Origin of the sequence: Paraburkholderia atlantica (assembly GCF_000092885.1) — a bacterium.
GTDB lineage: Bacteria > Pseudomonadota > Gammaproteobacteria > Burkholderiales > Burkholderiaceae > Paraburkholderia > Paraburkholderia atlantica.
On the sequence record NC_014117.1, the window covers coordinates 787,620 to 813,859 of the forward strand.

General features: G+C 66.8%; 21 protein-coding genes. 9 read left to right on the plus strand and 12 right to left on the minus strand.

Features of this window, described 5'->3' with window-relative positions:
* Window positions 1-41: 41 nt before the first annotated feature.
* From BC1002_RS03545 to cobU, 4 genes are read right to left on the minus strand one after another with little or no spacing between them, the layout of a single operon-like run.
* The gene (locus tag BC1002_RS03545) at window positions 42-992 is read right to left on the minus strand and encodes a cobalamin-binding protein (RefSeq protein ID WP_013088706.1); all 951 of its coding nucleotides are present in this window, start codon (window positions 990-992) and stop codon (window positions 42-44) included.
* Between the two features lie 54 nt (window positions 993-1,046).
* The gene (gene cobD, locus BC1002_RS03550; RefSeq protein ID WP_013088707.1) at window positions 1,047-2,123 is read right to left on the minus strand and encodes a threonine-phosphate decarboxylase CobD; all 1,077 of its coding nucleotides are present in this window, start codon (window positions 2,121-2,123) and stop codon (window positions 1,047-1,049) included.
* A gap of 33 nt (window positions 2,124-2,156) precedes the next feature.
* Window positions 2,157-3,098 (minus strand): adenosylcobinamide-phosphate synthase CbiB, encoded by a 942-nt coding sequence (cbiB, locus tag BC1002_RS03555; protein ID WP_013088708.1) that lies wholly within the window; start codon window positions 3,096-3,098, stop codon window positions 2,157-2,159.
* Complete coding sequence (gene cobU, locus BC1002_RS03560; protein WP_013088709.1) at window positions 3,098-3,652, minus strand: bifunctional adenosylcobinamide kinase/adenosylcobinamide-phosphate guanylyltransferase; 555 nt, start codon at window positions 3,650-3,652, stop codon at window positions 3,098-3,100. Before cobU ends, cbiB begins: the two co-directional genes overlap by 1 nt.
* 89 nt (window positions 3,653-3,741) lie before the next feature.
* Here cobU and BC1002_RS03565 point away from each other — a divergent pair, with 89 nt between their 5' ends.
* Entirely contained in the window at window positions 3,742-5,268 is a 1,527-nt protein-coding gene (locus BC1002_RS03565; RefSeq protein ID WP_013088710.1) for a cobyric acid synthase, read from the plus strand.
* Window positions 5,269-5,325: 57 nt separating this feature from the next.
* On the opposite strand, the gene BC1002_RS03570 is transcribed toward BC1002_RS03565, so the two are convergent.
* Window positions 5,326-5,745, minus strand: a complete 420-nt coding sequence (locus BC1002_RS03570; protein ID WP_013088711.1) for a PaaI family thioesterase — start codon at window positions 5,743-5,745, stop codon at window positions 5,326-5,328.
* Window positions 5,746-5,989: 244 nt separating this feature from the next.
* On the opposite strand from BC1002_RS03570, the gene BC1002_RS03575 reads away from it, so the two are divergent.
* Entirely contained in the window at window positions 5,990-6,628 is a 639-nt protein-coding gene (locus tag BC1002_RS03575; protein WP_013088712.1) for a ParA family protein, read from the plus strand.
* A 42-nt stretch (window positions 6,629-6,670) separates the two neighbouring features.
* Here BC1002_RS03575 and panD read toward each other — a convergent pair whose 3' ends face one another.
* The 4 genes from panD to BC1002_RS03595 form a co-directional block, all read right to left on the minus strand.
* Window positions 6,671-7,057: an aspartate 1-decarboxylase gene (panD, locus tag BC1002_RS03580; protein WP_013088713.1), complete on the minus strand. Its 387-nt coding sequence runs from the start codon at window positions 7,055-7,057 to the stop codon at window positions 6,671-6,673.
* Window positions 7,058-7,117: 60 nt separating this feature from the next.
* Complete coding sequence (panC, locus tag BC1002_RS03585; protein ID WP_013088714.1) at window positions 7,118-7,951, minus strand: pantoate--beta-alanine ligase; 834 nt, start codon at window positions 7,949-7,951, stop codon at window positions 7,118-7,120.
* A gap of 280 nt (window positions 7,952-8,231) precedes the next feature.
* The gene (locus BC1002_RS03590; RefSeq protein WP_013088715.1) at window positions 8,232-9,143 is read right to left on the minus strand and encodes a segregation and condensation protein A; all 912 of its coding nucleotides are present in this window, start codon (window positions 9,141-9,143) and stop codon (window positions 8,232-8,234) included.
* 20 nt (window positions 9,144-9,163) lie between these two features.
* Window positions 9,164-9,349: a DUF3460 family protein gene (locus BC1002_RS03595; protein WP_013088716.1), complete on the minus strand. Its 186-nt coding sequence runs from the start codon at window positions 9,347-9,349 to the stop codon at window positions 9,164-9,166.
* 267 nt (window positions 9,350-9,616) lie between these two features.
* Here BC1002_RS03595 and BC1002_RS03600 point away from each other — a divergent pair, with 267 nt between their 5' ends.
* A complete protein-coding gene (locus tag BC1002_RS03600) occupies window positions 9,617-11,464 on the plus strand; it encodes an autotransporter assembly complex protein TamA (RefSeq protein ID WP_013088717.1) in 1,848 nt (615 codons plus the stop codon).
* A gap of 45 nt (window positions 11,465-11,509) precedes the next feature.
* Window positions 11,510-15,877, plus strand: a complete 4,368-nt coding sequence (locus BC1002_RS03605) for a translocation/assembly module TamB domain-containing protein (protein WP_013088718.1) — start codon at window positions 11,510-11,512, stop codon at window positions 15,875-15,877.
* 97 nt (window positions 15,878-15,974) lie between these two features.
* Here the strand turns inward: BC1002_RS03605 and metG are convergent, their stop codons facing one another.
* Both metG and BC1002_RS03615 read right to left on the minus strand, forming a co-directional pair.
* Entirely contained in the window at window positions 15,975-18,110 is a 2,136-nt protein-coding gene (gene metG / locus BC1002_RS03610) for a methionine--tRNA ligase (protein ID WP_013088719.1), read from the minus strand.
* 402 nt (window positions 18,111-18,512) lie between these two features.
* Entirely contained in the window at window positions 18,513-19,166 is a 654-nt protein-coding gene (locus tag BC1002_RS03615; protein ID WP_013088720.1) for a YiaD family glycine zipper/OmpA-like lipoprotein, read from the minus strand.
* A 338-nt stretch (window positions 19,167-19,504) separates the two neighbouring features.
* On the opposite strand from BC1002_RS03615, the gene apbC reads away from it, so the two are divergent.
* The 5 genes from apbC to BC1002_RS03640 all read left to right on the plus strand — a co-directional run bounded on the left by apbC (window position 19,505) and on the right by BC1002_RS03640 (window position 25,132).
* Entirely contained in the window at window positions 19,505-20,593 is a 1,089-nt protein-coding gene (gene apbC / locus BC1002_RS03620) for an iron-sulfur cluster carrier protein ApbC (protein ID WP_013088721.1), read from the plus strand.
* Between the two features lie 130 nt (window positions 20,594-20,723).
* Window positions 20,724-21,260 carry a superoxide dismutase family protein gene (locus BC1002_RS03625; RefSeq protein WP_013088722.1) on the plus strand — a complete coding sequence of 179 codons (537 nt, stop codon included), beginning with the start codon at window positions 20,724-20,726 and terminating at the stop codon, window positions 21,258-21,260.
* 180 nt (window positions 21,261-21,440) lie between these two features.
* Window positions 21,441-22,010, plus strand: coding sequence for a dCTP deaminase (dcd, locus tag BC1002_RS03630; protein ID WP_013088723.1), 570 nt, complete (start codon window positions 21,441-21,443; stop codon window positions 22,008-22,010).
* A gap of 90 nt (window positions 22,011-22,100) precedes the next feature.
* On the plus strand, window positions 22,101-24,386 hold the full coding sequence (locus BC1002_RS03635) for an arginine/lysine/ornithine decarboxylase (RefSeq protein ID WP_013088724.1): 2,286 nt from the start codon (window positions 22,101-22,103) through the stop codon (window positions 24,384-24,386).
* Between the two features lie 2 nt (window positions 24,387-24,388).
* Entirely contained in the window at window positions 24,389-25,132 is a 744-nt protein-coding gene (locus BC1002_RS03640; protein ID WP_013088725.1) for a lysozyme inhibitor LprI family protein, read from the plus strand.
* Between the two features lie 31 nt (window positions 25,133-25,163).
* Here the strand turns inward: BC1002_RS03640 and BC1002_RS03645 are convergent, their stop codons facing one another.
* A complete protein-coding gene (locus tag BC1002_RS03645; protein WP_013088726.1) occupies window positions 25,164-26,090 on the minus strand; it encodes a bestrophin family protein in 927 nt (308 codons plus the stop codon).
* Window positions 26,091-26,240: the final 150 nt, after the last annotated feature.

Sequence of the window (26,240 nt, forward strand, 5' to 3'; positions counted from 1 at the left end):
TCCGCGGAACTGAGCGTGTTTCTTGGGCGACCCGCGGCGCGTCATGGCGCGGGTTTGTTTGTGCGCGAGCGCGCCAGTTCGAGGTCCTCGCACAGTTGCCGCGCGCCTTGTGCGATGCGCGGCGCGGGGCGATTGATCAGATCGCCGTCGATCGCAAACAGGTTGTTGTTCGCGACGGCCGCGAGACGCGGCCACGCGCGCCATGTGTCGAGTTGGGGCAGCGTCGTGTCGGGCTGCGTCGCGCCGGACGCAGCTGTGACGATCGCCTGCGGATTCGCCGCGAGCACCGCTTCGGTCGATACAGTCGGCACGAGCGGCTGCAGGTCCGCGAACACGTTGCGGCCGCCGCATAGCGTGATCACGTCGCTGATCATGTGCTCGTCGTTGAGCGTCATCAGCGGCCGGTCCCATACCTGATAAAACACGCTGACTACCGGGCGATTCGCATACCGCGCGCGCAAACGGGCGATGTCTTCGCGATAGGCGGCCGCCGCCGCGTCCGCGCTCGTCGAGGTGCCGAGCAGCCGGCCGAGCTTCGTCAGCGACACGGCGATATCGTCGAGACGGCGCGGCTCGCTGAAAAAGAGCGGCACGTGCAGTTCGCGCAAGCGCTCGAGCTGGTGCTGCGCATTGCCATGCCGCCACACGACGATCAAATCCGGTTTCAGCGCGACGATGCGTTCCAGGTCGAGGGCCTTGTTGTCGCCGACGCGCGGCAGTTGCTTCGCTTCGGGCGGATAGTCGCTGTACGACACCGCGCCGACCATCTTCGGGCCCCCGCCCGCGGCGTACAGTAATTCGGTCACATGCGGGGCGAGGCTGATCACGCGCTGTGCGGGCGCGGCGAGCGTGACGGTCGCGCCGCTGTCGTCGGTGACGGTGATGGAGGCGTGCGCGCTCAGTGCAGTTACAGCGAGCGCTGCGGCGCTGAACCAATCGATCAAGCGGCGCGCGGGCCGAGCAAAGCGAGCGGAGCAAGTGAAGCAGGTCATCGGGCGAGGGCGAAACACGAAGCGTTGAACGAGTCAGGTGTAAAGGACGATCCGCTAGCCCGAGCGCGCGCCATCGATCGATTCAACCGCCTGTTGCAGCAGTTGTTCGAAGCGGGTCCATTCGGCTTCATCGCCCGGCAGCCCGAAGCGCACGCTGGCTGAGGGCACCCGGGGCGATGGCGGAAAAAGACGCGTCCACACGCCGCGCCGTGCGAGCGCTTCATGCAATGCGGCGGCGCGCGCATCGTCGGTCCATGCGAAAAGCGGCGTGCGGTGTGTCGCGAATCCATGCGCATCCAACAGCCCGGCAAGCCGCGCGCTCTCGGTGATCAGCCGCTCACGCATCTGCGTTTGCCACGCGGCATCGGCGAACGCGGCGCTCACCGCATGACGCGCGGGACCGCTGACTGTCCACGCCCCCAATCGGTCGCGCAACGCGGCGAGCAAGGCGGGCGCGCCCAGTACGAAGCCGGCGCGCACCCCCGCGAGCCCGAAGAACTTGCCGGGCGAGCGCAACACGACGAGCCCGTCGCGCTGCGTATGCGCCGCCAGCGACGCGACGCGCGCGGCCGGCAGCGTATCGGCGAACGCCTCGTCGACGAGCAGCGTGCCGCCGCGTTCGCGCAGCTGCGCGTGCCAGCGCAGCAGCCTCGCGGCATCGAGGTGCGTAGCGGTCGGATTGTTGGGATTGACGATCGCGATATGAGTGAGCGCTGCGGGCAGCGTGTCTCGCTGCACGTCGAGCGGCGCGAGCTCGTGTCCGGCGCGCGCGAACGCGGGCGCGTACTCGCCGTAGGTCAGCGGCGCGATGCCGACCGTCGCGCGCGGCAGCAACGCGGGCAGCGCGCGAATCGCCGCCTGGCTGCCGGCCACCGGCAGCACGTGCGCGGCATCGGGCGCGCCGTAGTAGCGCGCGGCCCGCTCGGCGAAGCCGTCGCCTTCGTCGGGCAAACGGCGCCACGCATCGGCAGGCAGCGGCGGCACCGGATAGCCGTGCGGATTGATGCCGGTCGACAGATCTAGCCACTGCGCGTATGGAATGCCGTAGCGCGCCGCCGCTTCGTGCAGGTTGCCGCCATGCGCGATCGGATCGCCTGCGGCGTGCTCGCGCGCTTGTATCCGCTCGGTCATGCGCTCATCCCATCGCTACGCGTGTCGCTCCGCTCAGCCACGGAATGGCACGCTCAACAACGCCAGCACGATCAGCACGGCCAGCCACAGAATCACCGTGCGTTCGACCAGCATCAACGCGGCGCCTACGTGACGCGCCTCGGCGGGATGCCCGAAGCCCAGCGTCGGCCGATGCTCGAGCGTGCCGTGATACACGGCCGGCCCGCCGATCAGCACGTTCAGGCTGCCGGCGCCGGACGCCATCACCGGGCCCGCGTTCGGGCTGTCCCAGCGCGGCGCCTGTTCGCGCCAGCAGCGCCATGCGGCCAGCGTGTCGCCGAGCAGCGCGTAGCTGGTGGCGGTCAGCCGCGCGGGAATCCAGTTCAGCACGTCGTCGATGCGCGCCGCGGCCCAGCCGAAGCGAAGATAGCGCGGCGTGCGGTACCCCCACATCGCGTCGAGCGTATTGGCGAGGCGAAAGCCGAGCGCACCAGGCCCGCCCGCGAGCGCGAACCAGAACAGCGCGCCGAAGATCGCGTCGTTGCCGTTTTCGAGCGCCGATTCGACCGCGGCGCGCGCGAGCGCGGCTTCGTCGGACTGGCTGGTGTCGCGCGACACGATCCGCGCGGTCAACTCACGTGCGGTGGCGAGATCGCGTTGGCCGAGTGCCCGCGCGATCGGCGCGATGTGATCGCGCAGGCTGCGTGCGCCGAGCGCGAACCACAGCAGCGCGACATGCAGCGCGCAGGCCGCGAACAACGGCAGTACGGCGACCAGCCACCACGCGATCAGCACTGGCGGCAGCACCGCGAGCGCCCATGCGAGCAGACCCTTGAGCCGCAGACGCCGGTCGTGGTTGAAGCGCGCCTCGATGCGCGCGGCCCAGTTGCCGAAGCCGACCAGCGGATGCCGGCGGCTCGGCTCGCCGAACCAGCGATCGACGGCGACGCCCGCGACCGCGAGCGTCGCGATCAGCGGCATCGTCAGCGGGGGCATCACGCGCGGCTCGCGCTTTTCAGCGCGAGCGGCAGTCCCGCGACCATCAGCGTGGCCGCGCTGCTCAATGCGGCGATCCGTTGATTGAGGCGGCCGAGTTCGTCGACGTAAAGACGAGTGGCTTCGCCGAGCGGCACGACGCCGAGGCCGATCTCGTTGCTGACGATGATGATCTTGCCGCGTGCGCCGGCGAGCGCAGTTTCGAACGCGGCGGCCTGCTCGTAGTAGTGCGACAGCGGCGGTGCGACGCTGTCGGCGGGACACAGCAGGTTGGCGAGCCACAGCGTCAGACAGTCGATCAACAGACACCGGCCCGGCGCGTCGTGCTGCGCGAGGGCGCCCGCGAGATCGTCGTCCGCTTCGACCAGCCCCCAATGCGCGGGCCGCCGCTCGCGATGATGCGCGATGCGCGCGTTGAATTCGGCGTCGTCGGTGACACGGGCGGTGGCGATGTAGGTGACGGGGAGGGCGCTGTCGCTGGCGAGCCGCTCGGCATGCGCGCTCTTGCCCGAGCGGGCGCCGCCAAGGACGAAGGTGAGGTCGCGGGGAGTCATCCTATGATTGTACCGGCGCGATGGGATAATGCCGCTCGATTCCATTGCAACGCCACTGTCCACCTTCCACCTGCATCGCCGTGACCCGAATGCCCATTTCTCCCGACACCCTGCCCGTGCCGCGCGGCACGCTGATGATCCAGGGCACCACGTCCGACGCGGGCAAGAGCACGCTGGTCGCGGGACTGTGCCGGCTCGCGCGGCGCGCGGGCGCGCGGGTCGCGCCGTTCAAGCCGCAGAACATGGCGCTGAACAGCGCGGTCACCGTCGACGGCGGCGAGATCGGCCGCGCGCAGGCATTGCAGGCGCTCGCCGCGGGCATCGACGCGCACACCGATCTGAACCCGGTGCTGCTGAAGCCGACCAGCGATCGCGGCGCGCAGGTGATCATCCACGGCAAGGCGCGCATCAATCTCGACGCGCGCGCCTATCACGACTACAAGCCGGTCGCGTTCGAGGCGGTGCTGGAGTCGTATGCGCGGCTGCGCGCGTCGTACGACACGATTTTCGTCGAAGGCGCGGGTAGTCCCGCCGAGATCAATCTGCGCGAGCGCGACATCGCGAACATGGGTTTCGCGGAGGCGGTCGATTGCCCGGTCGTGCTGGTCGCCGACATCGACCGAGGCGGCGTGTTCGCGCACCTGACCGGCACGCTCGCGTGTCTGTCCGACAGCGAGCAGGCGCGCGTGCGGGGTTTCATCATCAACCGCTTTCGCGGCGACATCGGCCTGCTGAAGCCCGGGCTCGACTGGCTGGAAGCGAAGACCGGCAAACCGGTGCTCGGGGTCGTGCCATACCTGCACGGCCTGACGCTCGACGCCGAGGACATGCTGCCGCCCGAACTGCGCGCTGCGGCGAGCGGTGCTGCACGCCGGCTGCTGCGCGTGGTCGTGCCGGTGCTGCCGCACATCAGCAACCACACCGACTTCGACGCGTTGCGCGCGCATCCGCAGGTCGATTTTCACTATGTGCGCGCGGGTACGCCGCCACCGTCCGCCGATCTGATCATTCTGCCGGGCTCGAAGAACGTGCCGGACGACCTCGCGTTTCTGCGCGCGCAGGGCTGGGGCGACGTGCTCGCGCGGCATCTGCGCTATGGCGGCCGCGTGATCGGCATTTGCGGCGGCATGCAGATGCTGGGCCGCGAGATCGCCGATCCGCATGGCGTCGAGGGCACACCCGGCACCTTCGCGGGCTTCGGCTGGCTCGACTTTGCGACGGTGCTGACGCGCAACAAGACGCTGAAGAACGTGAGCGGGCGCCTCGCGCTGCCCGGCGCGCCGGACGTCGCCGGCTACGAAATTCATATGGGGGAGACGCGCGGGCCGGCCTTGGACACGCCGGCGCTGCGGCTCGATCGTGCTGGTCCGCACGAGGGCGGCGCGGGCCTTGGCCGTTCCGATGGCGCGTTGTCCGCCGACGGCCAGATTCTCGCGACCTACGTGCATGGCCTGTTCGACACGCCGGCCGCGTGCGGGGCGCTGCTCGCGTGGGCGGGGTTGAGCGACGCCGAAGCGGTCGACTATCCGGCGTTGCGCGAGGCGTCGCTGGAGCGGCTGGCCGACACGCTCGCCGAGCATGTCGATATGCGCAGGCTGTTTGCGGCGCTGAGGTGACGCTTTGGACCGGACTTTTTCATCGGCTTGAGCGTCATTGCTGCGCGGGCGGTACGCTTAGTACAACACCATCTGCGTGCAACGAAACAGTGCGATGGTCTTACCATCCGGACCGGTGACCGTTGCGTCCCAGACCTGCGTGCTGCGCCCGAGGTGCACACTCTTCGCGACCGCGCGAATCGTGCCCTGCGTGGCGGTGCCGAGGAAGTTGCTCTTCAGCTCGACCGTTGTGAAATTGCGCGAGTTTTCGGGCAGATGCGCGATGCACGCGTAGCCACAGGCGGTGTCGGCGAGGCCGATCACGGTGGCCGCGTGCAGGAAGCCGTTCGGCGCGAGCAGCTCTTCGCGCACGGTCAGTTCGGCGATCAGCGTGCCTTGGTCCACGGTCAGCACGCGCAGGCCCAGCAGGTCCGGCAGCGTGCCTTTCTGGCGCTCCTGCAGGCGTTCGACGGTGTATTCCGGGCGCAGTTTGCTCATGAGATTCAGGTCCTTGTCGATAAAGACGGCGGGTTGCGGCGGCCGATTCGTGATGCGGGGGTTTCGGCCGCGCGGGATTTGTCGATATTATCAACGGCTGAACCGGTGGGCGTACCTGGGAACCGAACATCGAACGGCAGCGATCGTGGAGCCCGCCGGCGCCGGTCACAGCGGATCGGCGGGTACGGAGCAATAGCGCGGCAAACCGGCTGGCAGCGGTCCAGCCTTCTTTCCGGGAGATTTCATGTCGGTGATCGTGGTGGCGAATCCGAAGGGCGGCGTGGGCAAGAGCACGCTATCGACCAATCTGGCCGGCTACTTCGCCGCGGAGGGCGAATGGGTCGCGCTGGCCGACCTCGACAAGCAGCACTCCGCGCATGCGTGGCTCGAATTGCGGCCCTCCACGCTGCCGACCATCGAAACCTGGGAGGTCAATCCCGACACGCCCGCCAAGCCGCCGAAAGGCCTCGAGCACGCGGTGGTCGACACGCCGGCCGGCCTGCACGGCAATCGCATGAACATCGCGCTCGATCTCGCCGACAAGGTGATCGTGCCGCTCCAGCCGTCGCTGTTCGATATTCTCGCGACCCAGGAATTTCTCGAGCGGCTCGCGAAGGAAAAGGCGGTCAGGAAGGGCGCGATCGAGATCGGCGTGGTCGGCATGCGCGTCGATGCACGCACGCGCTCGGCCGAGCAGCTGCATCGTTTCGTCGAGGGACTGAAGCTGCCGGTGCTCGGCTTTCTGCGCGACACGCAAAACTACGTGCAGCTCGCGGCGCACGGCCTGACGCTGTGGGACGTCGCGAAAAGCCGCGTGGAGAAGGATCTGGAGCAATGGCAGCCGATCGTCGAGTGGACGAACGGCACGGGGAAGAAGGGCTGAGGCGGGGGCAGCCCGCCATCAGTGAAGCATCATGAGCTGCGCTCAGCTCCAGGTCTGCGTAGGCACGTGGTCGCGGCTGCCCTTGATCTTGTTGTTTTCATCGACGAACACGAGGTCCGGCTTCCAGCCCGCCTTCAGCTCCGCCTCGTCGACCACCGCGAACGCCGCGATGATGACCAGATCGCCGAGCTGCGCGCGCCGCGCGGCCGAGCCGTTCAGCGAAATCATGCCGCTCCCGCGCTCACCCTTGATCGCGTAGGTCGAGAAGCGCTCGCCGTTGTTGATGTTCCAGATGTCGATCCGTTCGTTTTCGACGATGTTCGCCGCTTCGAGCAGGTCTTCGTCGATCGCGCACGAGCCCTCGTAGTGGAGCTCGCAGTGCGTGACCGCGACGCGGTGAATCTTCGACTTCAGCATATTGCGTTGCATGATCAATCCAATCCTGAGTGACTGCGCAGTGTAACTGGGTTCGCGCGGGCGGGTGCGGCGTCAGATTTCGAGGTTGTCGATGAGCCGGGTCGCGCCGAGTTTCGCGGCGGCCAGCACGACGAGCGGTGCGTTGGCGTCCTGCGCGCCGGGCGCGATCAGGTTCGAGCGCTTGCGGATCGCGATGTAATCGGGATTCCAGCCACGCGCCGCGAGCGTCGCTTTGGCCGACTCTTCGAGCTTCGCGAAGTCGCGCTCGCCCGCGAGCACCGCGTCGCGCACGCGATTGAGTTCGGCGGCCAGCATCGGCGCCTCGGCGCGCTCGGCGGCCGAAAGGTAGCGGTTGCGCGAGCTGAGCGCGAGGCCGTCGGTGTCGCGCACGGTTTCGGCGGCGACGATGTCGGTCGGCAGCGCGAACTGGTGGCACATCTGGCGCACGATCATCAGCTGCTGGTAATCCTTCTTGCCGAACACCGCGACGCGCGGCTGCACGCACGACATCAGCTTCATCACCACGGTACAGACGCCGTGGAAGAAGCCGGGGCGGAATTCACCCTCGAGGATGTCGCCGAGATCGTGCGGCGGATGGACGCGATACTCCTGTGGCTCCGGATACATGTCCTTTTCGGTCGGCGCGAACAGCACATACACGCCTTCCTTCTGCAGCTTTTCGATGTCGGCTTCGAGCGTGCGCGGATATTTGTCGAAATCCTCGTTCGGGCCGAACTGCAGGCGATTGACGAAAATGCTCGCCACGACCGGGTCGCCATGCTGGCGCGCGAGGCGCATCAGCGACAGATGGCCCTCGTGCAGGTTGCCCATCGTCGGCACAAAGGCCGTGCGATTCTGGCCGCGCAACTGGTCGCGCAATTCATGGATCGAGCTGATGACTTTCATGATCGGACAGGGATAGGCTCGCGCGGCGCGCGATCCGGTTGGCGCGACACCGGGCGGAATCGCGCGGTCATCGCCTCGCCGGCAAATGACGGGTTCGGAGCGCGGATTGTAGTGGATTTGGGCAGCGGGCGCACCGAATCGCGGCGGGTCCTGGGAGCGGCGCGCCGCGCGCTTGTCGCGCAGTTCCCGCTGAGGCCCGCCAGGCTTCGCTGCGACGGTTCATAACGATGTTCCCGCGGTTCGGCCGCGGTCCGGCCGTTAAGCGGCCGTCACTCCGCGCTCAGGCCGGCAGATACGCCAGCCGCACGTAAATCGGCGCGAACGGCTCCGCCTGGGTGATTTCGACGAGCGATTCGCGGCACAGCTCGAGCACGGCGATGAAGTTCACGACCACGACCGGTACGCCGCGGCTCGTGTCGAACAGATCGGAAAACTCGATGAAGCGCGCGTTCTGCAACTGCCGCAGGATCAGGCTCATGTGCTCGCGCACCGACAGCTCCTCGCGCGAAATCTTGTGATGCTGGACCAGCTTCGCGCGCTTGATCACGTCGGCCCACGCGGCGCGCAGGTCGTCGCTGTTCACGTCCGGGAAACGCGGCGTGACGCTCTGCTCGATGTAGACCTCGGCGCGTAGAAAATCGCGTCCGAGCTGCGGCAATTGGTCTATGCGTTGCGCGGCGAGCTTGATCTGCTCGTATTCGAGCAGGCGGCGCACCAGTTCGGCGCGCGGGTCTTCGGCTTCTTCGCCGGTGTCGGCCTTCTTGACCGGCAGCAGCATGCGCGACTTGATCTCGATCAGCATCGCGGCCATCAGCAGATACTCGGACGCGAGTTCGAGATTGGTCTTGCGCAGTTGCTCGACGTAGCCGAGATATTGCGCGGTCACATCCGCCATCGGGATGTCGAGCACGTTGAAGTTCTGCTTGCGGATCAGGTACAGCAGCAGGTCGAGCGGCCCCTCGAAGGTCTCGAGGAACACCTCGAGCGCGTCCGGCGGGATGTACAGGTCGTTCGGCAGTTTGAACAGCGGCTCGCCGTACAAACGCGCGAAAGCGACGCCGTCGACCGTGTCGGGGGTCGAATCGGTGGCGGGCGTGGAAAGCGCGGTGTCGGACGGTGCGGGCGCCGGGCCGTGAAATGGGCCATGTATGGGCCCGTGAAGCGGACCATGCACCTCGTCAGCGTGACTCATCGTCGGCGTGACTGGGGGGCTTAGAAGTTCTGGTAGTACGAGTAAGGCGTCTGCTGCACGCGCGAAGCTTTCTGCTCGGCGCGCTCTTCCAGATCGATCGGCTGTTTGTCCCACAGCAGTGCGCGGCCTTTGCGTTGCTCGGCCTCGAGATTGGGCTTCTGTTGCTTGAGCTGGTTCAGGAACTGGGTGATGTCCGATTGATACATGGCTCGACTTCCGTGGTGGGTAAGGTGACGGCTCTCGGGCTGGCCGCTGCGCGGTGCCGCGAGGAGGGCGCCGTCGTCCGCGATTTTACCGCATGCGTAGCGCGCGGTCGAAAATCACCGCAGGCCGTCTATTTTGAGATGAAGCGCGGGGCGCCGCCTGGGGCACGATAGGGGCCGATTGGGGTCGCATTGTGGTCAAATAGCATGGCTCGATCGCGCAGCGCGGCCGGGGCGCGAGAATTCACTCATTGAGGCCGGAGGTCCTGTTTGGCGGGAGGTACGATCGACAAGCCGCGTGCGTGGCGCGGCGAGACCGGCCAGACGCGAGGGCGCGCGCGTGAGCGCGAGGCGCTCGTGCGGTGCTGGCTGCGCGTGTCGTTCGCCTTCGGCCTCCTGATGTTGCTGCTCGCCGGGGGCGAGGCCTACGCGGCGAGCAAGGCGCCGAGCTACAAGGTCGAGGTGGTCGCCGAGCCGCGCGCGCTGCGCCGGCTGCTCGAACAGCACCTCGATGTGTCGCGTTTCGCGAAGCGCCCCGACGTCACCGAAGACCAGTTTTCGTTCCTGATCACCGCGACGCCGCAGCAGGTGCGCGATCTCGCCGCGACGCAGGGCTATTTCTCGCCGCTCGTCAGCACCGACGTGCGCACCGTCGACAACACGCGGCAGGTCACCGTGCGCGTCGAGCCGGGCCCGCAGACCAAGGTCACGTCGGTCGATCTGTCGTTTCGCGGCGCGGTGCTGACCGAAGACCCGTCGCGCGAAAACGCGACGCGCTTCGCGTTCTCGCTGCGCGAGGGCCAGCCGTTCTCGCAGGGCGACTGGGACGACGCGAAGAACGCGTCGCTGCGCGAGCTGCAATCGCGCCGCTACCTCGCCGCGAAGATCTACCACTCCGAGGCGCTGATCGATCCGCGCACGCACACGGCGAAGCTGTCGGTGATCTACGACAGCGGGCCGACCTTCACGATGGGCCAACTCGACGTGCAGGGCACGAAGCGCTATCCGGAACGCATCGTCCACAACGTCAATCCGATCTCGCCGGGCGACATCTACGACACGCGCACTGTCGCCGAACTGCAGCGTCAATTGCAGAACACGCCGTACTTCGCGAGCGTCGCGATTGACCTCGATAACGACCCGAGCAAGCCGCTCGACACGCCGGTGCACGTGAAGGTGTCGGAGTTTCCGTATCACAGCTTCCGCGGCGGCGTCGGCTATTCGACCGACAACGGTGCGCTCGTGCAGGGCGGCTACACGTACCTGAACACGTTCGGCGCGGCATGGCCGTTCACCGTCGAGGGCCGCGCCGACCAGACGCAGCAATACGGACAGGTCCAGCTATCGATGCCGCCGGGCCAGCGCGGGTGGACCAATAGCGTGCTCGCGTCGTACACGACCACCGACGTCTCCGACACGCGCATCTACAGCATCCGCGGCGGCGTGCAGCGCTCGCGCACGTCGCAGTTCCTCGACTACAGCTATTCGCTGCTGTTCTACAACGATCAGCTTAACCAGAACGCCGCGCCGCCGACCCGCGCGCACGCGCTGGTGCCGGGGTGGTCGTGGACGCGGCGCGACACCGATGACCCGCTGTTCCCGCGCCGCGGCAACCTGATCCACGTCGAGGCGGGCTTCGCGGTCAAGGGAGTGCTCGCCGACCAGTCGTTCATCCGCGGCTACGCGCGCGGCCAGCAGTATTTCCCGATCGGCGACAACGACATCGTGCTGATCCGCGCCGAGCTCGGCGGCGTTTTCACCAGCGGCAGTTCGAGCGGCATTCCGGCGTCGCTGCTGTTCCGCGCGGGCGGTTCGAACTCGGTGCGCGGCTACGGCTTCCAGAGCATCGGTAACAACGTCGCCGGCTCGGTCCTGCCGACCAAATACCTGGTGACGAGCGCGGCCGAATACCAGCACTGGTTCTCGCGCAACTGGGGCGCGGCCGTGTTCTTCGACATCGGCACCGCGACCGACACCTGGGGCGAGAAGATTTTCTATCCGGGCGCCGGCGTCGGCGCGCGCTGGCGCAGCCCGGTCGGCCCGGTCAATCTCGATGTTGCTTACGGCATCCGCGATAACAGGGTGCGGCCGTATATCACGCTCGGCATCGCGTTCTGATGTTTTGACGACAACCCGCTACCTTATTTGCCACCGTATTCACGCATGACCACCGACGTCACCGATCCGCCCTCCGCGCAGCCGCCCGGCGCCACGCCGCCAGGACCGCCGGATGGGCAGCAGCCGCCCGACACGCCGCCGCCGAAGCGGCGCTTTGGCCGGCTGCTGTTGAAGACGATCGCGGGCACGGTGATCATGCTGGTGCTACTCGCCGTGCTCGCGGTCGGCTTGCTGTACGGCGCGCTGACGACCGAGCGCGGCACCGCGTATGTGTGGCACGCGGCTGTCAAGCTGCTCGGCGGCCGGCTCGCCGGCACGCTCGACGGCGGCACGCTCGCGCACGGCGTGCAACTGCGCGACGTGCGCTGGCGCAGCCTCGACGGCAACGGCACCGACATCCAGATCGACCGCGTCGCGGGCAGTTGGGCGCTCGCGCGCGAGCCGTGGCGGTTGACGATCGATTACCTGCACGTCGGCACGATCGAGGCGCGTGTCGGCCCGTCGTCGCCGAGCAGCAACGAGCCGATGAAACTGCCGCAGGATCTGCAATTGCCGATGCAACTGGAGGTCCGCGATGTGCGAGTCGAGCGGCTGCTGCTGCATCAGGGATCGTCGACGACCGAGCTGTCGAGCTTCGCATTTCATGGACGCAGCGACGGGCGTCATCACGAGGCGGCGATCGATCGGCTCGAGACGCCGTTCGGCGCGCTGACCGCAGCGGCGAAACTCGATGGCGTGCAGCCGTTTCCGCTCACCGGCGAAGTCGGTTATTCAGGCAAGGTCAACGATGAAGCGGTGCAGGTGGCCGGTCACCTGAGCGGCACGCTCGAGCAGCTGGTCGCCGAGCTCGATGCGAGCGGCATGAAGCTCGCCGGTCACGCGCGGGTCGAAGCGGCGCCGTTCGCCGCGGTGCCGTTGCAGCGCGCGACGCTGAGCTTCGATCACGTGAATCCGCAGGCCTTCGCGCCCGGTGCGCCGTTGGCCGATCTGGCGGTGCGCGCCGAGTTGCAGCCGGTGGAGCACGGCGCGGCGGACACAGCGAGCGCGGCCAGCACGCCCAGCACAGCCAGCGCGGCCGAACCGTCGGCCGCCAGCCGTCCGCACCAGGTCTTCGGCGGCCACCAGGCGCCGGCCAAACCGGCGGCGGGTTTCGCCGTCGCCGGTCACATCTCGATCGTCAACGCGAAACCCGGCGCAATCGACCAGAAACTGCTGCCGCTGATCGACGCGAACGCCGACGTGCGGCTCGACGCCCACACGCAGAGCATCTCGAACCTGAACGTGCGGCTCGTGCGCAACGCGACGCTCACCGGCGGCGGCACGCTGACCGGCCGGCACGGCCAGCTCGATCTGAACGTCGCGCGGCTCGACCTGAACGCGCTGCAGGCCACCGTGCGGCCGACGCAACTGTCCGGCCCGATCGGCATTCGCCTGAACGACGACATCCAGAGCCTGACGCTCGATCTCGCCGACCCCGCCGCCGCGCTGCGCGCGCAGGGCAAGATCACGTTCGACCCGGCGCGCATCAGCTTCAACGATGTGCGCGTCACGTCGGGCCGCGGGCGCATCGATCTATCGGGCGCGCTGAAGCACGATGCGAACTCGACCTACAACCTGAAGGCGCAACTGACCGATTTCGATCCGCTGTCGCTGACCTCGCAGATGCCCGCGCGCACGCCGGTCACGAGTTCCGGCGCGCCCGCCGCGAGCGGCGGGCGGAGCGAGCGGCAAGGGCAGGCCGCGGCGCTCGCGGGCAGCACCGCCGGCGCCACGAGCGCGGCGCCCGGCGATCAGGCCGCGGCCATCGCGAAGAACACCGCAAAGGCCGCGGTGCAGACCGAAGTGCTCGAGCGCAGGACGCCAGCGCCCGCGCATCGCGCGACCCATGCGCCCCGCGCAGCCGCGCACGCGGCACCGCGCCCGGCCACGCCCGCCCGCAGGATCGAGGCGCGCGTGAACGCCACAATCAGCGCGGCCGGCGTGCTCGCGCCGGTCTTCACGACGCGCGCCGAATTCACGCTCGGCCCGAGTGTTTACAACGACCTGCCGCTGACGGGCGGCGGCATGATCCAGCTGGCCGGCTCGCGAATCCTGCCGAGCCGCGCCAATCTTTCCGTGGCGGGCAATCAGGTCAATCTGCAAGGCAGCTTCGGCGCGGCCGGCGACCGGCTGCGCTTCGCCATCGACGCGCCGCAGCTCGACCGGCTCGGCTTCGGCCTCGCGGGCGCGGTCGCCGCCGACGGCGACGTGACCGGTTCGTTCGCGCATCCGAACGTGACGCTGAACTACAAGGCCGACAGCGTCGTGTTCGCGAGCAACCGTGTCGGCCACGCACAGGGCCACGCCGAGTTGCGCGACGGCGCGAACGGCGCGCTCGCGTTCATGACCGACGCGCGCAATGTCAGCGCGGGCGGCGTCGACCTCGCCACGCTGACCGCCCGCCTGTCCGGAACGCGTGCGAATCACACGCTCGAGGCCGCCGCGACCGGCAAGCTGCAAGACCGTCCGCTCGACCTGACGCTCGCCGCCAACGGCAAGCTGACCGACACGCGCGACGGCTCGCGCTGGGACGGCACCGTCACGCGTCTGCAGAATCGCGGCACGCCGGCGCTTAACCTCGAAGCGCCGCTCACGGTCAGCGCCGGGCCGGGTCACCTGACACTCGGCGCGACGCGCCTGACGATCGAAGGCTCGGTGCTGGCCCTGAAGTCGTTCGCGTTCGATCACGGCCGCATCCAGTCGGCCGGTAGCCTGACCGATGTGTCGCTCGCGCACTTGCAGGAGCTGCGTCGCCAGATCACTGGCGAGCCGCCCGCCGTGCGCACCGACCTCGTGTTCGACGGCGACTGGGACTTCTCGCTCGGCGCGACGGCGAGCGGCCACATCGAGCTGCGCCGGCGCAGCGGGGACGTGACGGTCGAAATCGGCCGCGGGCTCGCGTCGATGGGCATTGGCGCAATCCGCGCGCGCGCCGAATTTACCGGCGGCAACCGGCTCAACGCGACCGTGCATGCGCAGGCGAGCCGCATCGGCGTGATCGATGCCGACGCGCACACGCCGCTCGTGCTGCGTGACGGCATGTTGACCGTCGATCCGCAGAGCGCACTGTCGGGCAACGTCAACGCGAACGTGCCGTCGCTGCGCACGACGGGCGGCCTGCTCGGCCCGAGCTACCTGCTCGACGGCCGTCTCGCGCTGCAGCTTGCGCTCGGCGGCACGGTCGCGAAGCCGAACGTGACCGGCTCGCTGACCGGCGATGGTTTGTCCGCGACGGTCGTGAGCCAGGGCGTGCAACTGAAGGACGGCGTCGTGCGCATCGCGCTGTCGCAGAACACGGTGGACTTCCAGCAGGTCGAGTTTCACGGCGCGAGCGGCACGCTGCGCGCGACCGGGCGCGTGCGCCTCGACAGCGCGGAGCCCGACATGACCGCGAGCATCGTCGCGGACAAGCTCGATGTGTTCGCGTCGCCGGACCGTCATCTGTCGCTGTCGGGCAGCGCGAACATCTCGAACGGCGGCGTGGAGCGCGGTCCCGTGATCGACGGCAAGTTCGTGGTCGACAGCGCGCTGTTCGATCTGCCCGAGCAGGCCGCGCCGAGCCTCGGCGACGACGTCGTGATCATCCGCCCGGACGGCACGCGCTCGGGCGGCCGGCCGCGTCCGACCGAAGGCGGCCAGCCGCCGGCGAGCCCGTTCGCGCCACGCGCGAACATCGAGATCGGCCTCGGCAACGACTTCCGCTTCCGCGGCAAGGGCGCCGACCTCGGCCTCGCCGGCACGATCACCGCGACGAGCGCGCCGAATACGCCGCTGCGCGCGGTCGGCAATGTGCGCGTCACGCCGGGTTCGACCTACACCGCATTCGGCCGCAAGCTCGCGATCGAGAACGGTTTCTTCACGTTCAACGGGCCGGTCACCAATCCGGGCATCAACATTCTCGCGATGCGCCGCAACCAGCAGGTCGAGGCCGGCGTGCAGGTGACCGGCACGCTGCAGGCGCCGGTCGCGCGGCTCGTGTCGGAGCCGAGCGTGCCGGACAACGAGAAACTGTCGTGGCTGCTGTTCGGCCACGGCACCGACCAGGGTAACAACCTCGGCCAGCAGAGCACGATGACGACCGCGCTCGCGCTGCTCGGCAGCGCGACGGGCGCGCGGATCGCGCAGACCGTCGGGCTCGACGAGTTTTCGATCGGCCGCAGCGACGTCGGTCTGACCGATCCGCAAGTGGTGATGGTGTCGAAGGCGATCAACGAGTGGCTCGTGATCGGCTACGAGCAGGGGCTGCAGTCGGCGAGCAATGCGATCAAGGCGACGATCAATCTGACGCGGTACTGGTCGCTGGTCGTCTACGGCGGCACGTTCTACGGCGCCGACGTGCTCTACACGCGGCGCTTCGATCGGATCGCGTGGTGACGCGGGCGGCATAAAAAAACGGCACGCCTGGAAGCGTGCCGTTTTCGTCATACCTGCCTGCTGCGAGGTGGGGTGGGGCGCCCGAACGCGCCTCGCGTTACTTCACGCGCATGCCGGGCTTTGCGCCGCTATGCGGTTCGAGCACGTAGAGGCCCGGTTCGGCCTTCTCGTCCGCCGCCGAAGCCGCCAGCACCATGCCTTCGGACATGCCGAACTTCATCTTGCGCGGCGCGAGGTTCGCGACCATCACGGTCAGCTTGCCGATCAGCTGCTCGGGCTGATACGCGGACTTGATGCCCGAGAACACGTTGCGGGTCTTCTCTTCGCCGACGTCGAGCGTCAGTTGCAGCAGCTTGTCCGAGCCTTCCACGGCCTTGCAGTCGACGATCTTCGCGATGCGCAGATCGACTTTCGCGAAGTCGTCGATCGAGATGATGCCGGACTCTTCTTCCTTCGCGGCGGCGGCGGCCTTGGCGTGGGCCTTCGCCTTAGCCTTCGCGTCGGCCGCCGCCGCTTCCGGCGTGGCCTGCAGCGACTCGCGATTGGCCGCGAGCAGCGCCTCGATCTGCTTCGGGTCGACGCGCGTCATCAGATGCTTGTACGCGTTGATCGGGCGCGCCGAGCTGAGCGGCACGGTGGCGTCGGCCCACACGAGCGGCTCGATGCCGAGGAACGCCTCGACCGCTTCGGCGAGCTTCGGCAGCACCGGCTTCAGCGCGAGCGACAGCAGACGGAACGCCTCGATGCTGACGCTGCAGGTCTCGTGCAGCGCGACCGCGTTGGCCGGGTCTTTCGCCTGATCCCACGGCTTCGCGGTATCGACGTAGGCGTTGACCGCGTCGGCGAGCTCCATGGTTTGACGCAGTGCGCGGCTGTACTCGCGTGCCTCGTAGTGCGCGGCGATCTGCGGCAGCGCCGCGCGCAGCGTGCCGAGCAGCGGATGGTGCATCGCGCTGTCCTGCACACGGCCGTCGAAGCGCTTGATCAGGAAGCCGGCCGCGCGGCTGGCAATGTTCACGTACTTGCCGACCAGATCGCTGTTCACGCGCGCCTGGAAGTCGTCGAGGTTCAGGTCGAGGTCTTCCATAGTGCTGTTCAGCTTGGCCGCGAAGTAGTAGCGCAGCCATTCCGGATTCAGGCCGGTGTCGATCACGCTTTGCGCGGTGATGAAGGTGCCGCGCGACTTCGACATCTTCGCGCCGTCGACGGTCAGAAAGCCGTGCGCGAACACGTTGGTCGGCGTGCGATGGCCCGAAAATTCGAGCATGGCGGGCCAGAACAGCGTGTGGAAATACAGGATGTCCTTGCCGATGAAGTGGTACTGCTCGGCCGCCGAGCCCTGGCGAACCCACGCGTCGAAGTCGAGGCCGCGCTTTTCCGCGAGGTTCTTGAAGCTCGCGTAGTAACCGACCGGCGCGTCGAGCCACACGTAGAAATATTTGCCGGGCGCCCCCGGAATCTCGAAACCGAAGTACGGCGCGTCGCGCGAGATGTCCCAGTCGGCGAGCTTGGCTTCGCCGGCGTCGCCAAGCCATTCGCGCATCTTGTTGGTGGCTTCCGGCTGCGCGAGGCCGCCGACCCATTCACGCAGGAAGCTCTCGCAGCGCGGATCGGACAGGCGGAAGAAGTAGTGCGTCGAAGTCTTGCGAATCGGCGTCGCGCCCGAGACGACCGAGTACGGATTGACGAGCTCGGTGGGCTGGTAGGTCGAGCCGCAGACTTCACAGCTGTCGCCGTATTGGTCTTTGGCGCCGCATTTCGGGCACTCGCCCTTGATGAAGCGGTCCGGCAGGAACATTTCCTTGACCGGGTCGTAGGCCTGTTCGATCTCGCGTGCGTCGATCAGCCCCGCTTCCTTCAGCGCGAGATAGACGTTTTCGCTGAGTACACGGTTTTCGTCGGAATCGGTCGAGTAGTAGTTGTCGAACGAAATGCCGAAGCTGTCGAAGTCGCGCTTGTGCTCCAGCCACACGCGATCGATCAGCTGCTTCGGCGTCAGACCTTCTTTTTCCGCGCGCAGCATGACCGGCGTGCCGTGTGTATCGTCGGCGCCGACGTAGTAGACCTCGTGGCCGTGCATTCGCAGCGCCCGGACCCAGATGTCCGTCTGGATATATTCGACCAGATGGCCGATATGAATCTGCCCGTTCGCATATGGAAGGGCCGACGTGACGAGAATCTGACGGCGGCCGGACGGCGCGCCTGCTGGGAGGTCGGTGGCGGGTGCTGACATAAGGATCGGGGGTGCCTGCGGTGGGACGAAACGGTGATTTTAGCAGGGCGCACGCCGCACGCGGGCCGGGCGCTGCGGGCTGGACGAGCGGAGCAGAGGGGATGGTCGCGAGCGATGGCTGAAAGCGGGAAGCGACGTCTCGCGAAGCGGGATGCAAAACCGTGCGGGCAAAAAAAAACCGGGGTCGATAAACCCCGGAGCAACAACGACAAGAGGAGAATGGTGACGTGACGGCTTCGCCAGTCACGTACCGTAGAGACAGACCGCGGATTTTCCGTAGAGTTCGAAATTTTTTTCGATTCACCGACAAACCGGTCCGGCGGCTCGCTCCGACCGCCAGCCGGGCCCGTGCGGCTGAAACGCCCGGCCGGCCCGGCGGCGCTTTCTCCTTGGGACTTGCCCTTATTGCGTCGCGTGCTGGGCGGTGGCGCGCAGATAGATTTCGACGCGGCGGTTCGCCGCACGGCCGGCTTCGGTGTTGTTGTCGGCGATCGGCTGGTTCGGGCCCATGCCGGTGGCCGACAGGCGCTGCGGTGCGATACCGCGTTGCGTCAGGTAGCCGGTCACGCTCTGCGCGCGGTTGACCGACAGCGTCTGGTTGTATTGCAGAGAGCCGGTGTTGTCCGTATGGCCGACGACCGACGCGACGACTTCCGGATTCTGCTGCAGTGTCTGCGCGAGCTGATCGAGCACCGGCGCAAACGTCGGCTTGATCGCGTAGCTGCTGGTGTCGAACGTGACCGAACTCGGGATGTTCAGCTTCAGCGAACCGTCCGGCTGCTCGGTGATCTGCGTGCCGGTGCCCTTGGTCGCGCCCGACATGCGGTTGCGGATGTTGTCCCAGTTGTAGCCGGTGATGCCGCCCACTGCGGCACCGGTGGCCGCGCCGATCGCCGCGCCCTTGCCGCCGCCGAAGATCGCGCCGAGCGCGGCTCCGGCACCGGCGCCCACGCCGGTGCCGACTGCTGTGTTGGTGCCCTGTTGGGTCGCGCAGCCTGCCACCAGTGAGCCTGCCACGGCCAATACGGCCACGCGAGTCATGATTCTTGCATTCATCTTGGTTTCCTTTCGGGTGCGAATAAACCAGCGGGTAGCGGTCAGTCTATGCAGCGAACATTACGGCAACGCAGCGACCACTCAGAAAGTCAGGAACGATTCCTGCGCCTTGCTTCGCGCGGTCCGACAGCGAAGCAGGGTCTTCGGGCACCGTGTGCCGTCAGACACTACAATAATGCCTGAACACGCAGCGATGCGACCCTACGGCGTCCCGCGTGCCCCGAAGGGTGCCCGGCACGTAAGATTTTCGCAATGCCGCATAACAATTTCTTGCAAATTCCGCCGCGTGGTCGATTCGTCCACCTCGCCACGCCGCACCTCTTCCCCACGGAGTACCAATGAGTATCGATCGGGCTTTGGTCGACGCCGCCGTCGCGGCCGTCACTGACCCCAACACGGGCGCGCCGTACGCGGCCGCGAAGAGCATCCGCAACGTGGTTGTGGAGGGCGACGCGGTCAGCCTTCAGGTCACGCTCGGCTATCCGGCGAAAAGCCAGTTCGACGCGATCCGCCAGCAGTTCGGCGATGCGCTGCGCGCGGTGCCGGGCGTCGCAAACGTGCGCGTCGAGGTTTCGCAGCAGATCGCCGCGCACACGGTGCAGCGCGGCGTGAAACTGCTGCCCGGCGTGAAGAACATCGTCGCGGTTGCGTCGGGCAAGGGCGGCGTCGGCAAGAGCACGACCGCCGTGAATCTCGCGCTCGCGCTGGCGAGCGAGGGCGCGTCGGTCGGCATTCTCGACGCCGACATCTACGGCCCGTCGCTGCCCACCATGCTCGGCATCGAGGGCCGCCCCGAATCGCCCGACGACAAATCGATGAACCCGATGACCGGCCATGGCGTGCAGGCCAACTCGATCGGCTTCCTGATCGAGGCGGACAACCCGATGGTATGGCGTGGCCCGATGGCGACCTCGGCGCTCGAACAGCTGCTGCGCCAGACCAACTGGCACGAACTCGACTACCTGATCGTCGACATGCCGCCCGGTACCGGCGACATACAGCTGACGCTCGCGCAGCGCGTGCCGGTCACGGGCGCCGTGATCGTCACGACGCCGCAGGACATCGCGCTGCTCGACGCGAAGAAGGGCCTCAAGATGTTCGAGAAGGTCGGCATCCCGATCCTCGGCATCGTCGAGAACATGGGTCTGCACATCTGCTCGAATTGCGGCCACGAGGAGCACATCTTCGGCGCCGGTGGCGCCGAGCGCATGAGCAAGGAATATGGCGTCGACGTGCTCGGCAGCCTGCCGCTCGACATCACGATCCGCGAGCAGGCCGACTCGGGCCATCCGACGGTCGCCGCGGACCCGAACGGGCGCATCGCGGAGATCTATCGTTCGATCGCGCGCAAGGTCGCGGTGCATATCGCCGAACGCGCGCGCGACATGAGCTCGAAGTTTCCGAACATCGTCGTGCAGAACACCTGAGCGGCCGTTCGGGCAAGGGATTAGGGGCGATCTCGATCCCTATTTTCACGAGCTCTCGCGGTATCATGTCGACTTCACGAGTTCGGCTCGGCGGCCGCAGGGGCGGCCGCCAGGCCGACAAGAGGATCGCATGGGAAAACGAATCGACGGGCACGCGGTACATGCGTTCATCGTTCTGACCGCCGGCTGTGTGCTGTTGAGCGGCTGTGGCGTCTTCCTGAGACCACAGGAAAAGCGCGCGGACGCGCAATTGCTGCCCACCGTGGGCAATCAGGCACACGGTCTCGTGACCTTTATCGAGCGCTCGGACGGCGTCCAGGTCACCTACAATCTCACCGGCTTGCCGCCCAATAGCGACCACGCGCTGCAGGTGCACGAGCGCGGCGACTGCAACGCCGCCGACGGCTCCAGCGCCGGTCCAGTGTTTTCGCCGGCCGCCGAACGGCTCAAGGCCGGCGCGCGCGTCGAGGGCGATCTCGGCAATATCCATGCGGACGCGAACGGCGTGGCCACCGGCTTCATCGTCGCGCCGGACGTGGCGCTCGACGGCATCCGCTCGGTGCTGCAGCGCGCGGTCTTGCTGCACCGCGACGCGACCGATCCCTACGCGTACCGTCAGCATGGCGCTGGCACGGCCATCGCCTGCGGCGTGATCCGCCAGCAGTGAACGGCGAGCGCGCTTTCGCCGCCAGGCCACCGCTCGGTGGCGCGCATGACGCCATCGGCGGCAGCGATTCCGTGATCGCGTAAAATAAGCGGCCTTCGCCGGCTGAGCGCCGCAGCGCCGCCGGCAGTTTTCATCTATCTTTCCGTCACACCTGACATTCACGTCGAGCAGCGTTCACCTATGACCATCAAATCTGACAAGTGGATCCGGCGCATGGCCGAGTCGCACAAGATGATCGAGCCGTTTGCGCCCGATCAGGTTCGCGTCTCACAAGACGGCCGGAAGATTGTCAGCTACGGCACCTCGAGCTACGGCTACGACATCCGCTGCGCCGACGAATTCAAGATCTTCACCAACATCAACTCGACGATCGTCGATCCGAAGAACTTCGACGAGAAGTCGTTCGTCGATTTCAAGGGCGACGTCTGCATCATCCCGCCGAATTCGTTCGCGCTCGCGCGCACGGTCGAGTACTTCCGCATCCCGCGCAGCGTCCTCACGGTGTGCCTCGGCAAATCGACGTACGCGCGCTGCGGGATCATCGTCAACGTGACGCCGTTCGAGCCGGAATGGGAAGGGCACGTCACGCTCGAATTCTCGAATACGACACCTTTGCCTGCGAAAATCTACGCGAACGAAGGCGTCGCCCAGGTGCTGTTTTTCGAAAGCGACGAGATTTGTGAAACGTCGTACGCGGATCGCGGCGGCAAGTATCAAGGTCAGCACGGCGTCACGTTGCCGAAGACCTGACGTCGGCAGCGTTTCGACCCACCAGTTATTCGGGTGACCGCTGCGCTTTCTACGTAACGCAGCGGTCGTTTTCTTTTTGGAGAATCGCCCATGAAGTTCCGTTTTCCCGTCGTCATCATCGACGAAGATTTCCGCTCCGAGAACATCTCGGGTTCCGGCATCCGGGCTTTGGCCGAAGCCATCGAGAAAGAAGGCGCGGAAGTGCTCGGGTTGACGAGCTACGGCGATCTGACCTCGTTCGCGCAGCAGTCGAGCCGCGCGTCATGCTTCATCCTGTCGATCGACGACGACGAACTGCTGCCGTACGTCGACAACGTGGTCGTCGAAGGCGAGACACCCGAGCTTGCGGCCGCGATCGTCGCGCTGCGCGCGTTCGTGACCGAAGTGCGCCGCCGCAACGCCGATATCCCGATCTTCCTGTACGGCGAGACGCGCACCTCGCGCCATCTGCCGAACGACATCCTGCGCGAACTGCACGGCTTCATCCACATGTTCGAGGACACGCCGGAGTTCGTCGCGCGTCATATCATCCGCGAGGCGAAGGTGTACCTGGATTCGCTCGCACCGCCGTTCTTCAAGGAACTGGTGCAGTACGCGGAAGAGGGTTCGTACTCGTGGCACTGCCCGGGCCACTCGGGCGGCGTCGCGTTCCTGAAGAGCCCGCTCGGCCAGATGTTCCACCAGTTCTTCGGCGAGAACATGCTGCGCGCCGACGTCTGCAACGCGGTCGACGAACTCGGCCAGCTGCTCGACCACACCGGTCCGGTCGCGGCCTCGGAGCGCAACGCCGCGCGCATCTTCAGCGCCGATCACGTGTTCTTCGTGACCAACGGCACCTCCACGTCGAACAAGATCGTCTGGCACGGCACGGTTGCGCCGGGCGACATCGTGCTGGTCGACCGCAACTGCCACAAGTCGATCCTGCACGCGATCACGATGACCGGCGCGATCCCGGTGTTCCTGACGCCGACCCGCAACAACTTCGGCATCATCGGTCCGATCCCGCGCAGCGAGTTCGAACCGGAGAACATCCGCAAGAAGATCGAGGCGAACCCGTTCGCGCGCGAAGCGCTCGCGAAGAACCCGAACCTGAAGCCACGCATCCTGACCATCACGCAAAGCACCTATGACGGCGTGGTCTACAACGTCGAGATGATCAAGGAGATGTTGGGCGAATGGCTCGACACGCTGCACTTCGACGAAGCATGGCTGCCGCACGCCGAATTCCACGAGTTCTATCAGGACATGCACGCGATCGGCGCGGGCCGTCCGCGCATCGGCGCGATGATCTACGCGACGCACTCCACGCACAAGCTGCTCGCCGGCATCTCGCAGGCGTCGCAGATCGTCGTGCAGGATTCGAAGAACAGCCGCTTCGACAAGCATCGCTTCAACGAGGCCTATCTGATGCATACGTCGACGAGCCCGCAGTACGCGATCATCGCGTCGTGCGACGTGGCCGCGGCGATGATGGAAGCGCCGGGCGGCACCGCGCTCGTCGAGGAGTCGATCGCCGAGGCGCTCGACTTCCGCCGCGCGATGACCAAGGTCGACACCGAATACGGCGACGACTGGTTCTTCAAGGTGTGGGGCCCGGACCAGTTCGCCGAGGAAGGCATCGGCTCGCGCGACGACTGGATGCTGCGTCCGGACGACGCGTGGCACGGCTTCGGCCCGCTCGCCGAAGGCTTCAACATGCTCGACCCGATCAAGGCGACGATCGTCACGCCGGGTCTGAACATGGATGGCGGCTTCGACGACACCGGCATTCCCGCGGCGATCGTCACGAAGTACCTGGCCGAGCACGGCATCATCGTCGAGAAGACGGGTCTGTACTCGTTCTTCATCATGTTCACGATCGGCATCACGAAGGGCCGCTGGAACTCGATGGTGACCGAGCTGCAGCAGTTCAAGGACGACTACGACACCAACCAGCCGCTGTGGCGTGTGCTGCCCGAGTTCGTCGCGCTTCATCCGATGTACGAGCGTGTCGGCCTGCGCGATCTGTGCCAGCAGATCCACGGCGTGTATCGCGCGAACGACATCGCCCGTCTGACGACCGAGATGTACCTGTCGAGCATGGAGCCGGCGATGAAGCCGTCCGACGCATTCGCGAAGCTCGCGCACCGCGAGATCGACCGGGTACCGATCGACGAGCTCGAAGGCCGTGTCACGTCGATCCTGTTGACGCCGTATCCGCCGGGCATTCCGCTGCTGATTCCGGGCGAGCGCTTCAACAAGACCATCGTCAACTATCTGCGTTTCGCGCGCGAGTTCAACGAGCGCTTCCCGGGCTTCCATACGGATATCCACGGGCTCGTCGGCGAAATGGTCAACGGGCGCATCGAATACTTCGTCGATTGCGTGCGCATCTGACGATGGGGTGGGTGAAGTTGCTGACGGGGCTGCCCGCTGGGCGTTGGCGGCGCGGGGCCGGCGTGCTGGCCTTCGCGCTCGCGGCCGGCACACTGGTGCTCGGCGCCGTCGTGAGTCCGGCGGCGCGTGCCGAGGTCGCCGCCGCCGATCCGATCGATGCGGCGATGCGCACGTGTCTCGCGCGCGCCGACATGTCGACGACCATCGGGCAGGTGCAGTGCATGGACAATGCGCGCATCGGCTGGATGGCCGCGGTCGATAACGCGTACCAGCAGTTGCTCGCGAAGGTGCCGCCGGCGCGGCGCAGGCTGTGGGAGAAGAGCCAGTCGAGCTGGCTCGCGTCGCGCGATGCCGAGAAACAGTTGCTCGCCGCCGTCTTCGCGACGACCCAGGGTTCGATGTACGTGCTTTCCGAAGCCGACATGCAGCTGCAGCCGGTGCGCGACCGTGCGCTCGTGCTGCGCAGCGCACTCGCCGATGCGAGCGGTCCGGCGCCGCGCCGGCCGCGCGCGTGCAACGCCGATGCGCGTTGCGAACATGCGATGTTCGATCTGAACCGCTACTACCGTGTGCTCGAATCGAAGATGCCGGCGAAGTCGCGGCCGACGCTGGTGCACGCACAACGCGCGTGGAATGCGTATCTGACCGCATCGACGCCGCTCGTCGACGAGCGCGGACGTATCGACATCATCGGCGCGCGCGTCGCGACGATCAAACGGCTCTCCGAAACGGCCGGCAACCACTGACGGCCGCCGAGCGGCGCGTCTTGCCGCAGCTTCAATCCCATTGAACACCGTCTGCGCGCGGCTGCGGCGCCGCGAGTGCCGGCTCGCCGCGCAGATCGCGCATCGCATCCTCGATGATCGCGGACATCGTGTTGAGCGCGAGGTCGTTGTCGTCGGTGCCGAACGGTTCTTCGAGCTGCGACGCGATCGCTTCGTGCGCCATGAACGTGTACGCGACGAACACCGCGAACACCGGCGTGAAAATGCCGATGCTGTTGACGAGCCCGAACGGCAGCGACGCGCAGAAGAAGTACACGGTGCGGTGGATCATCACCGAATACGCGAACGGCAACGGCGTCGAAGCGATGCGCTCACAGCCGCCGATCACGTCCGATAGTCCGTTCAGATTGCGGTCGAACGCGAGCACCGTGATCGGATCGAGAGTGCCCGCGCGTGCCGCGCGCTGCACCCACTCGCCGAGGCACAGCATCAGCGCGGCCGGCTTGTAGCGTGATCCCATCACCCGTTCGAACAGAGCGCCGGGCAGCCGCGCGGCAAGGTCGTCGCGGGCTTCGGTCTTGCGCAACTGATGACGCAGCGCATGCGGGAGCGCGCTCAGTATCGCCAGAAACGCGGCGGTTTCTTCTTTGGGCAACTCGCGCGATGGCAGCGTCAGAGCCTGGCGCGTCAGCGAGCGCGACTCGTTGAGCAATTGCCCCCACAGCTTGCGCGCCTCCCACCAGCGGTCGTAGCTCGCGTTGTTGCGAAAGCCGAGAAACACCGCGAGCGCAATGCCGACCAGCGAGAACGGCGCGATGGAGTTCAGGTTCAGGCTGACAGGCAGCAGATGATCGTGCGCGGCGAGCGCAATGATCGAGATGACGAAGATCAGCAAGAGCCGCGGCAGCAACTGCGGCAGCACCGAGCCGCGCCACGCGAGCAGCATGCGGAACCAGTGGAGATGCGGGCGAATGATCATGGACGCGCGGTTCGTCTGAAGCGATAGAGCGCCTATTATCGATCGCTTTTCGTGTGGCCCGAACAGAAACAGAAAACCCGCGGCGTGCGCATCACGGACGATGCACACGCCGCGGGTTCGTTCACCGCAAGCGGAGCGGGACAGCGGCTA

Coding starts and splice junctions, on each gene's coding strand:
- BC1002_RS03545 (WP_013088706.1), bottom strand. CDS start 992: ATGACCTGCTTCACTTGCTCCGCTCGCTTTGCTCGGCCCGCGCGCCGC.
- cobD (WP_013088707.1), bottom strand. CDS start 2,123: ATGACCGAGCGGATACAAGCGCGCGAGCACGCCGCAGGCGATCCGATC.
- cbiB (WP_013088708.1), bottom strand. CDS start 3,098: ATGCCCCCGCTGACGATGCCGCTGATCGCGACGCTCGCGGTCGCGGGC.
- cobU (WP_013088709.1), bottom strand. CDS start 3,652: ATGACTCCCCGCGACCTCACCTTCGTCCTTGGCGGCGCCCGCTCGGGC.
- BC1002_RS03565 (WP_013088710.1), top strand. CDS start 3,742: ATGCCCATTTCTCCCGACACCCTGCCCGTGCCGCGCGGCACGCTGATG.
- BC1002_RS03570 (WP_013088711.1), bottom strand. CDS start 5,745: ATGAGCAAACTGCGCCCGGAATACACCGTCGAACGCCTGCAGGAGCGC.
- BC1002_RS03575 (WP_013088712.1), top strand. CDS start 5,990: ATGTCGGTGATCGTGGTGGCGAATCCGAAGGGCGGCGTGGGCAAGAGC.
- panD (WP_013088713.1), bottom strand. CDS start 7,057: ATGCAACGCAATATGCTGAAGTCGAAGATTCACCGCGTCGCGGTCACG.
- panC (WP_013088714.1), bottom strand. CDS start 7,951: ATGAAAGTCATCAGCTCGATCCATGAATTGCGCGACCAGTTGCGCGGC.
- BC1002_RS03590 (WP_013088715.1), bottom strand. CDS start 9,143: ATGAGTCACGCTGACGAGGTGCATGGTCCGCTTCACGGGCCCATACAT.
- BC1002_RS03595 (WP_013088716.1), bottom strand. CDS start 9,349: ATGTATCAATCGGACATCACCCAGTTCCTGAACCAGCTCAAGCAACAG.
- BC1002_RS03605 (WP_013088718.1), top strand. CDS start 11,510: ATGACCACCGACGTCACCGATCCGCCCTCCGCGCAGCCGCCCGGCGCC.
- metG (WP_013088719.1), bottom strand. CDS start 18,110: ATGTCAGCACCCGCCACCGACCTCCCAGCAGGCGCGCCGTCCGGCCGC.
- BC1002_RS03615 (WP_013088720.1), bottom strand. CDS start 19,166: ATGAATGCAAGAATCATGACTCGCGTGGCCGTATTGGCCGTGGCAGGC.
- apbC (WP_013088721.1), top strand. CDS start 19,505: ATGAGTATCGATCGGGCTTTGGTCGACGCCGCCGTCGCGGCCGTCACT.
- BC1002_RS03625 (WP_013088722.1), top strand. CDS start 20,724: ATGGGAAAACGAATCGACGGGCACGCGGTACATGCGTTCATCGTTCTG.
- dcd (WP_013088723.1), top strand. CDS start 21,441: ATGACCATCAAATCTGACAAGTGGATCCGGCGCATGGCCGAGTCGCAC.
- BC1002_RS03635 (WP_013088724.1), top strand. CDS start 22,101: ATGAAGTTCCGTTTTCCCGTCGTCATCATCGACGAAGATTTCCGCTCC.
- BC1002_RS03640 (WP_013088725.1), top strand. CDS start 24,389: ATGGGGTGGGTGAAGTTGCTGACGGGGCTGCCCGCTGGGCGTTGGCGG.
- BC1002_RS03645 (WP_013088726.1), bottom strand. CDS start 26,090: ATGATCATTCGCCCGCATCTCCACTGGTTCCGCATGCTGCTCGCGTGG.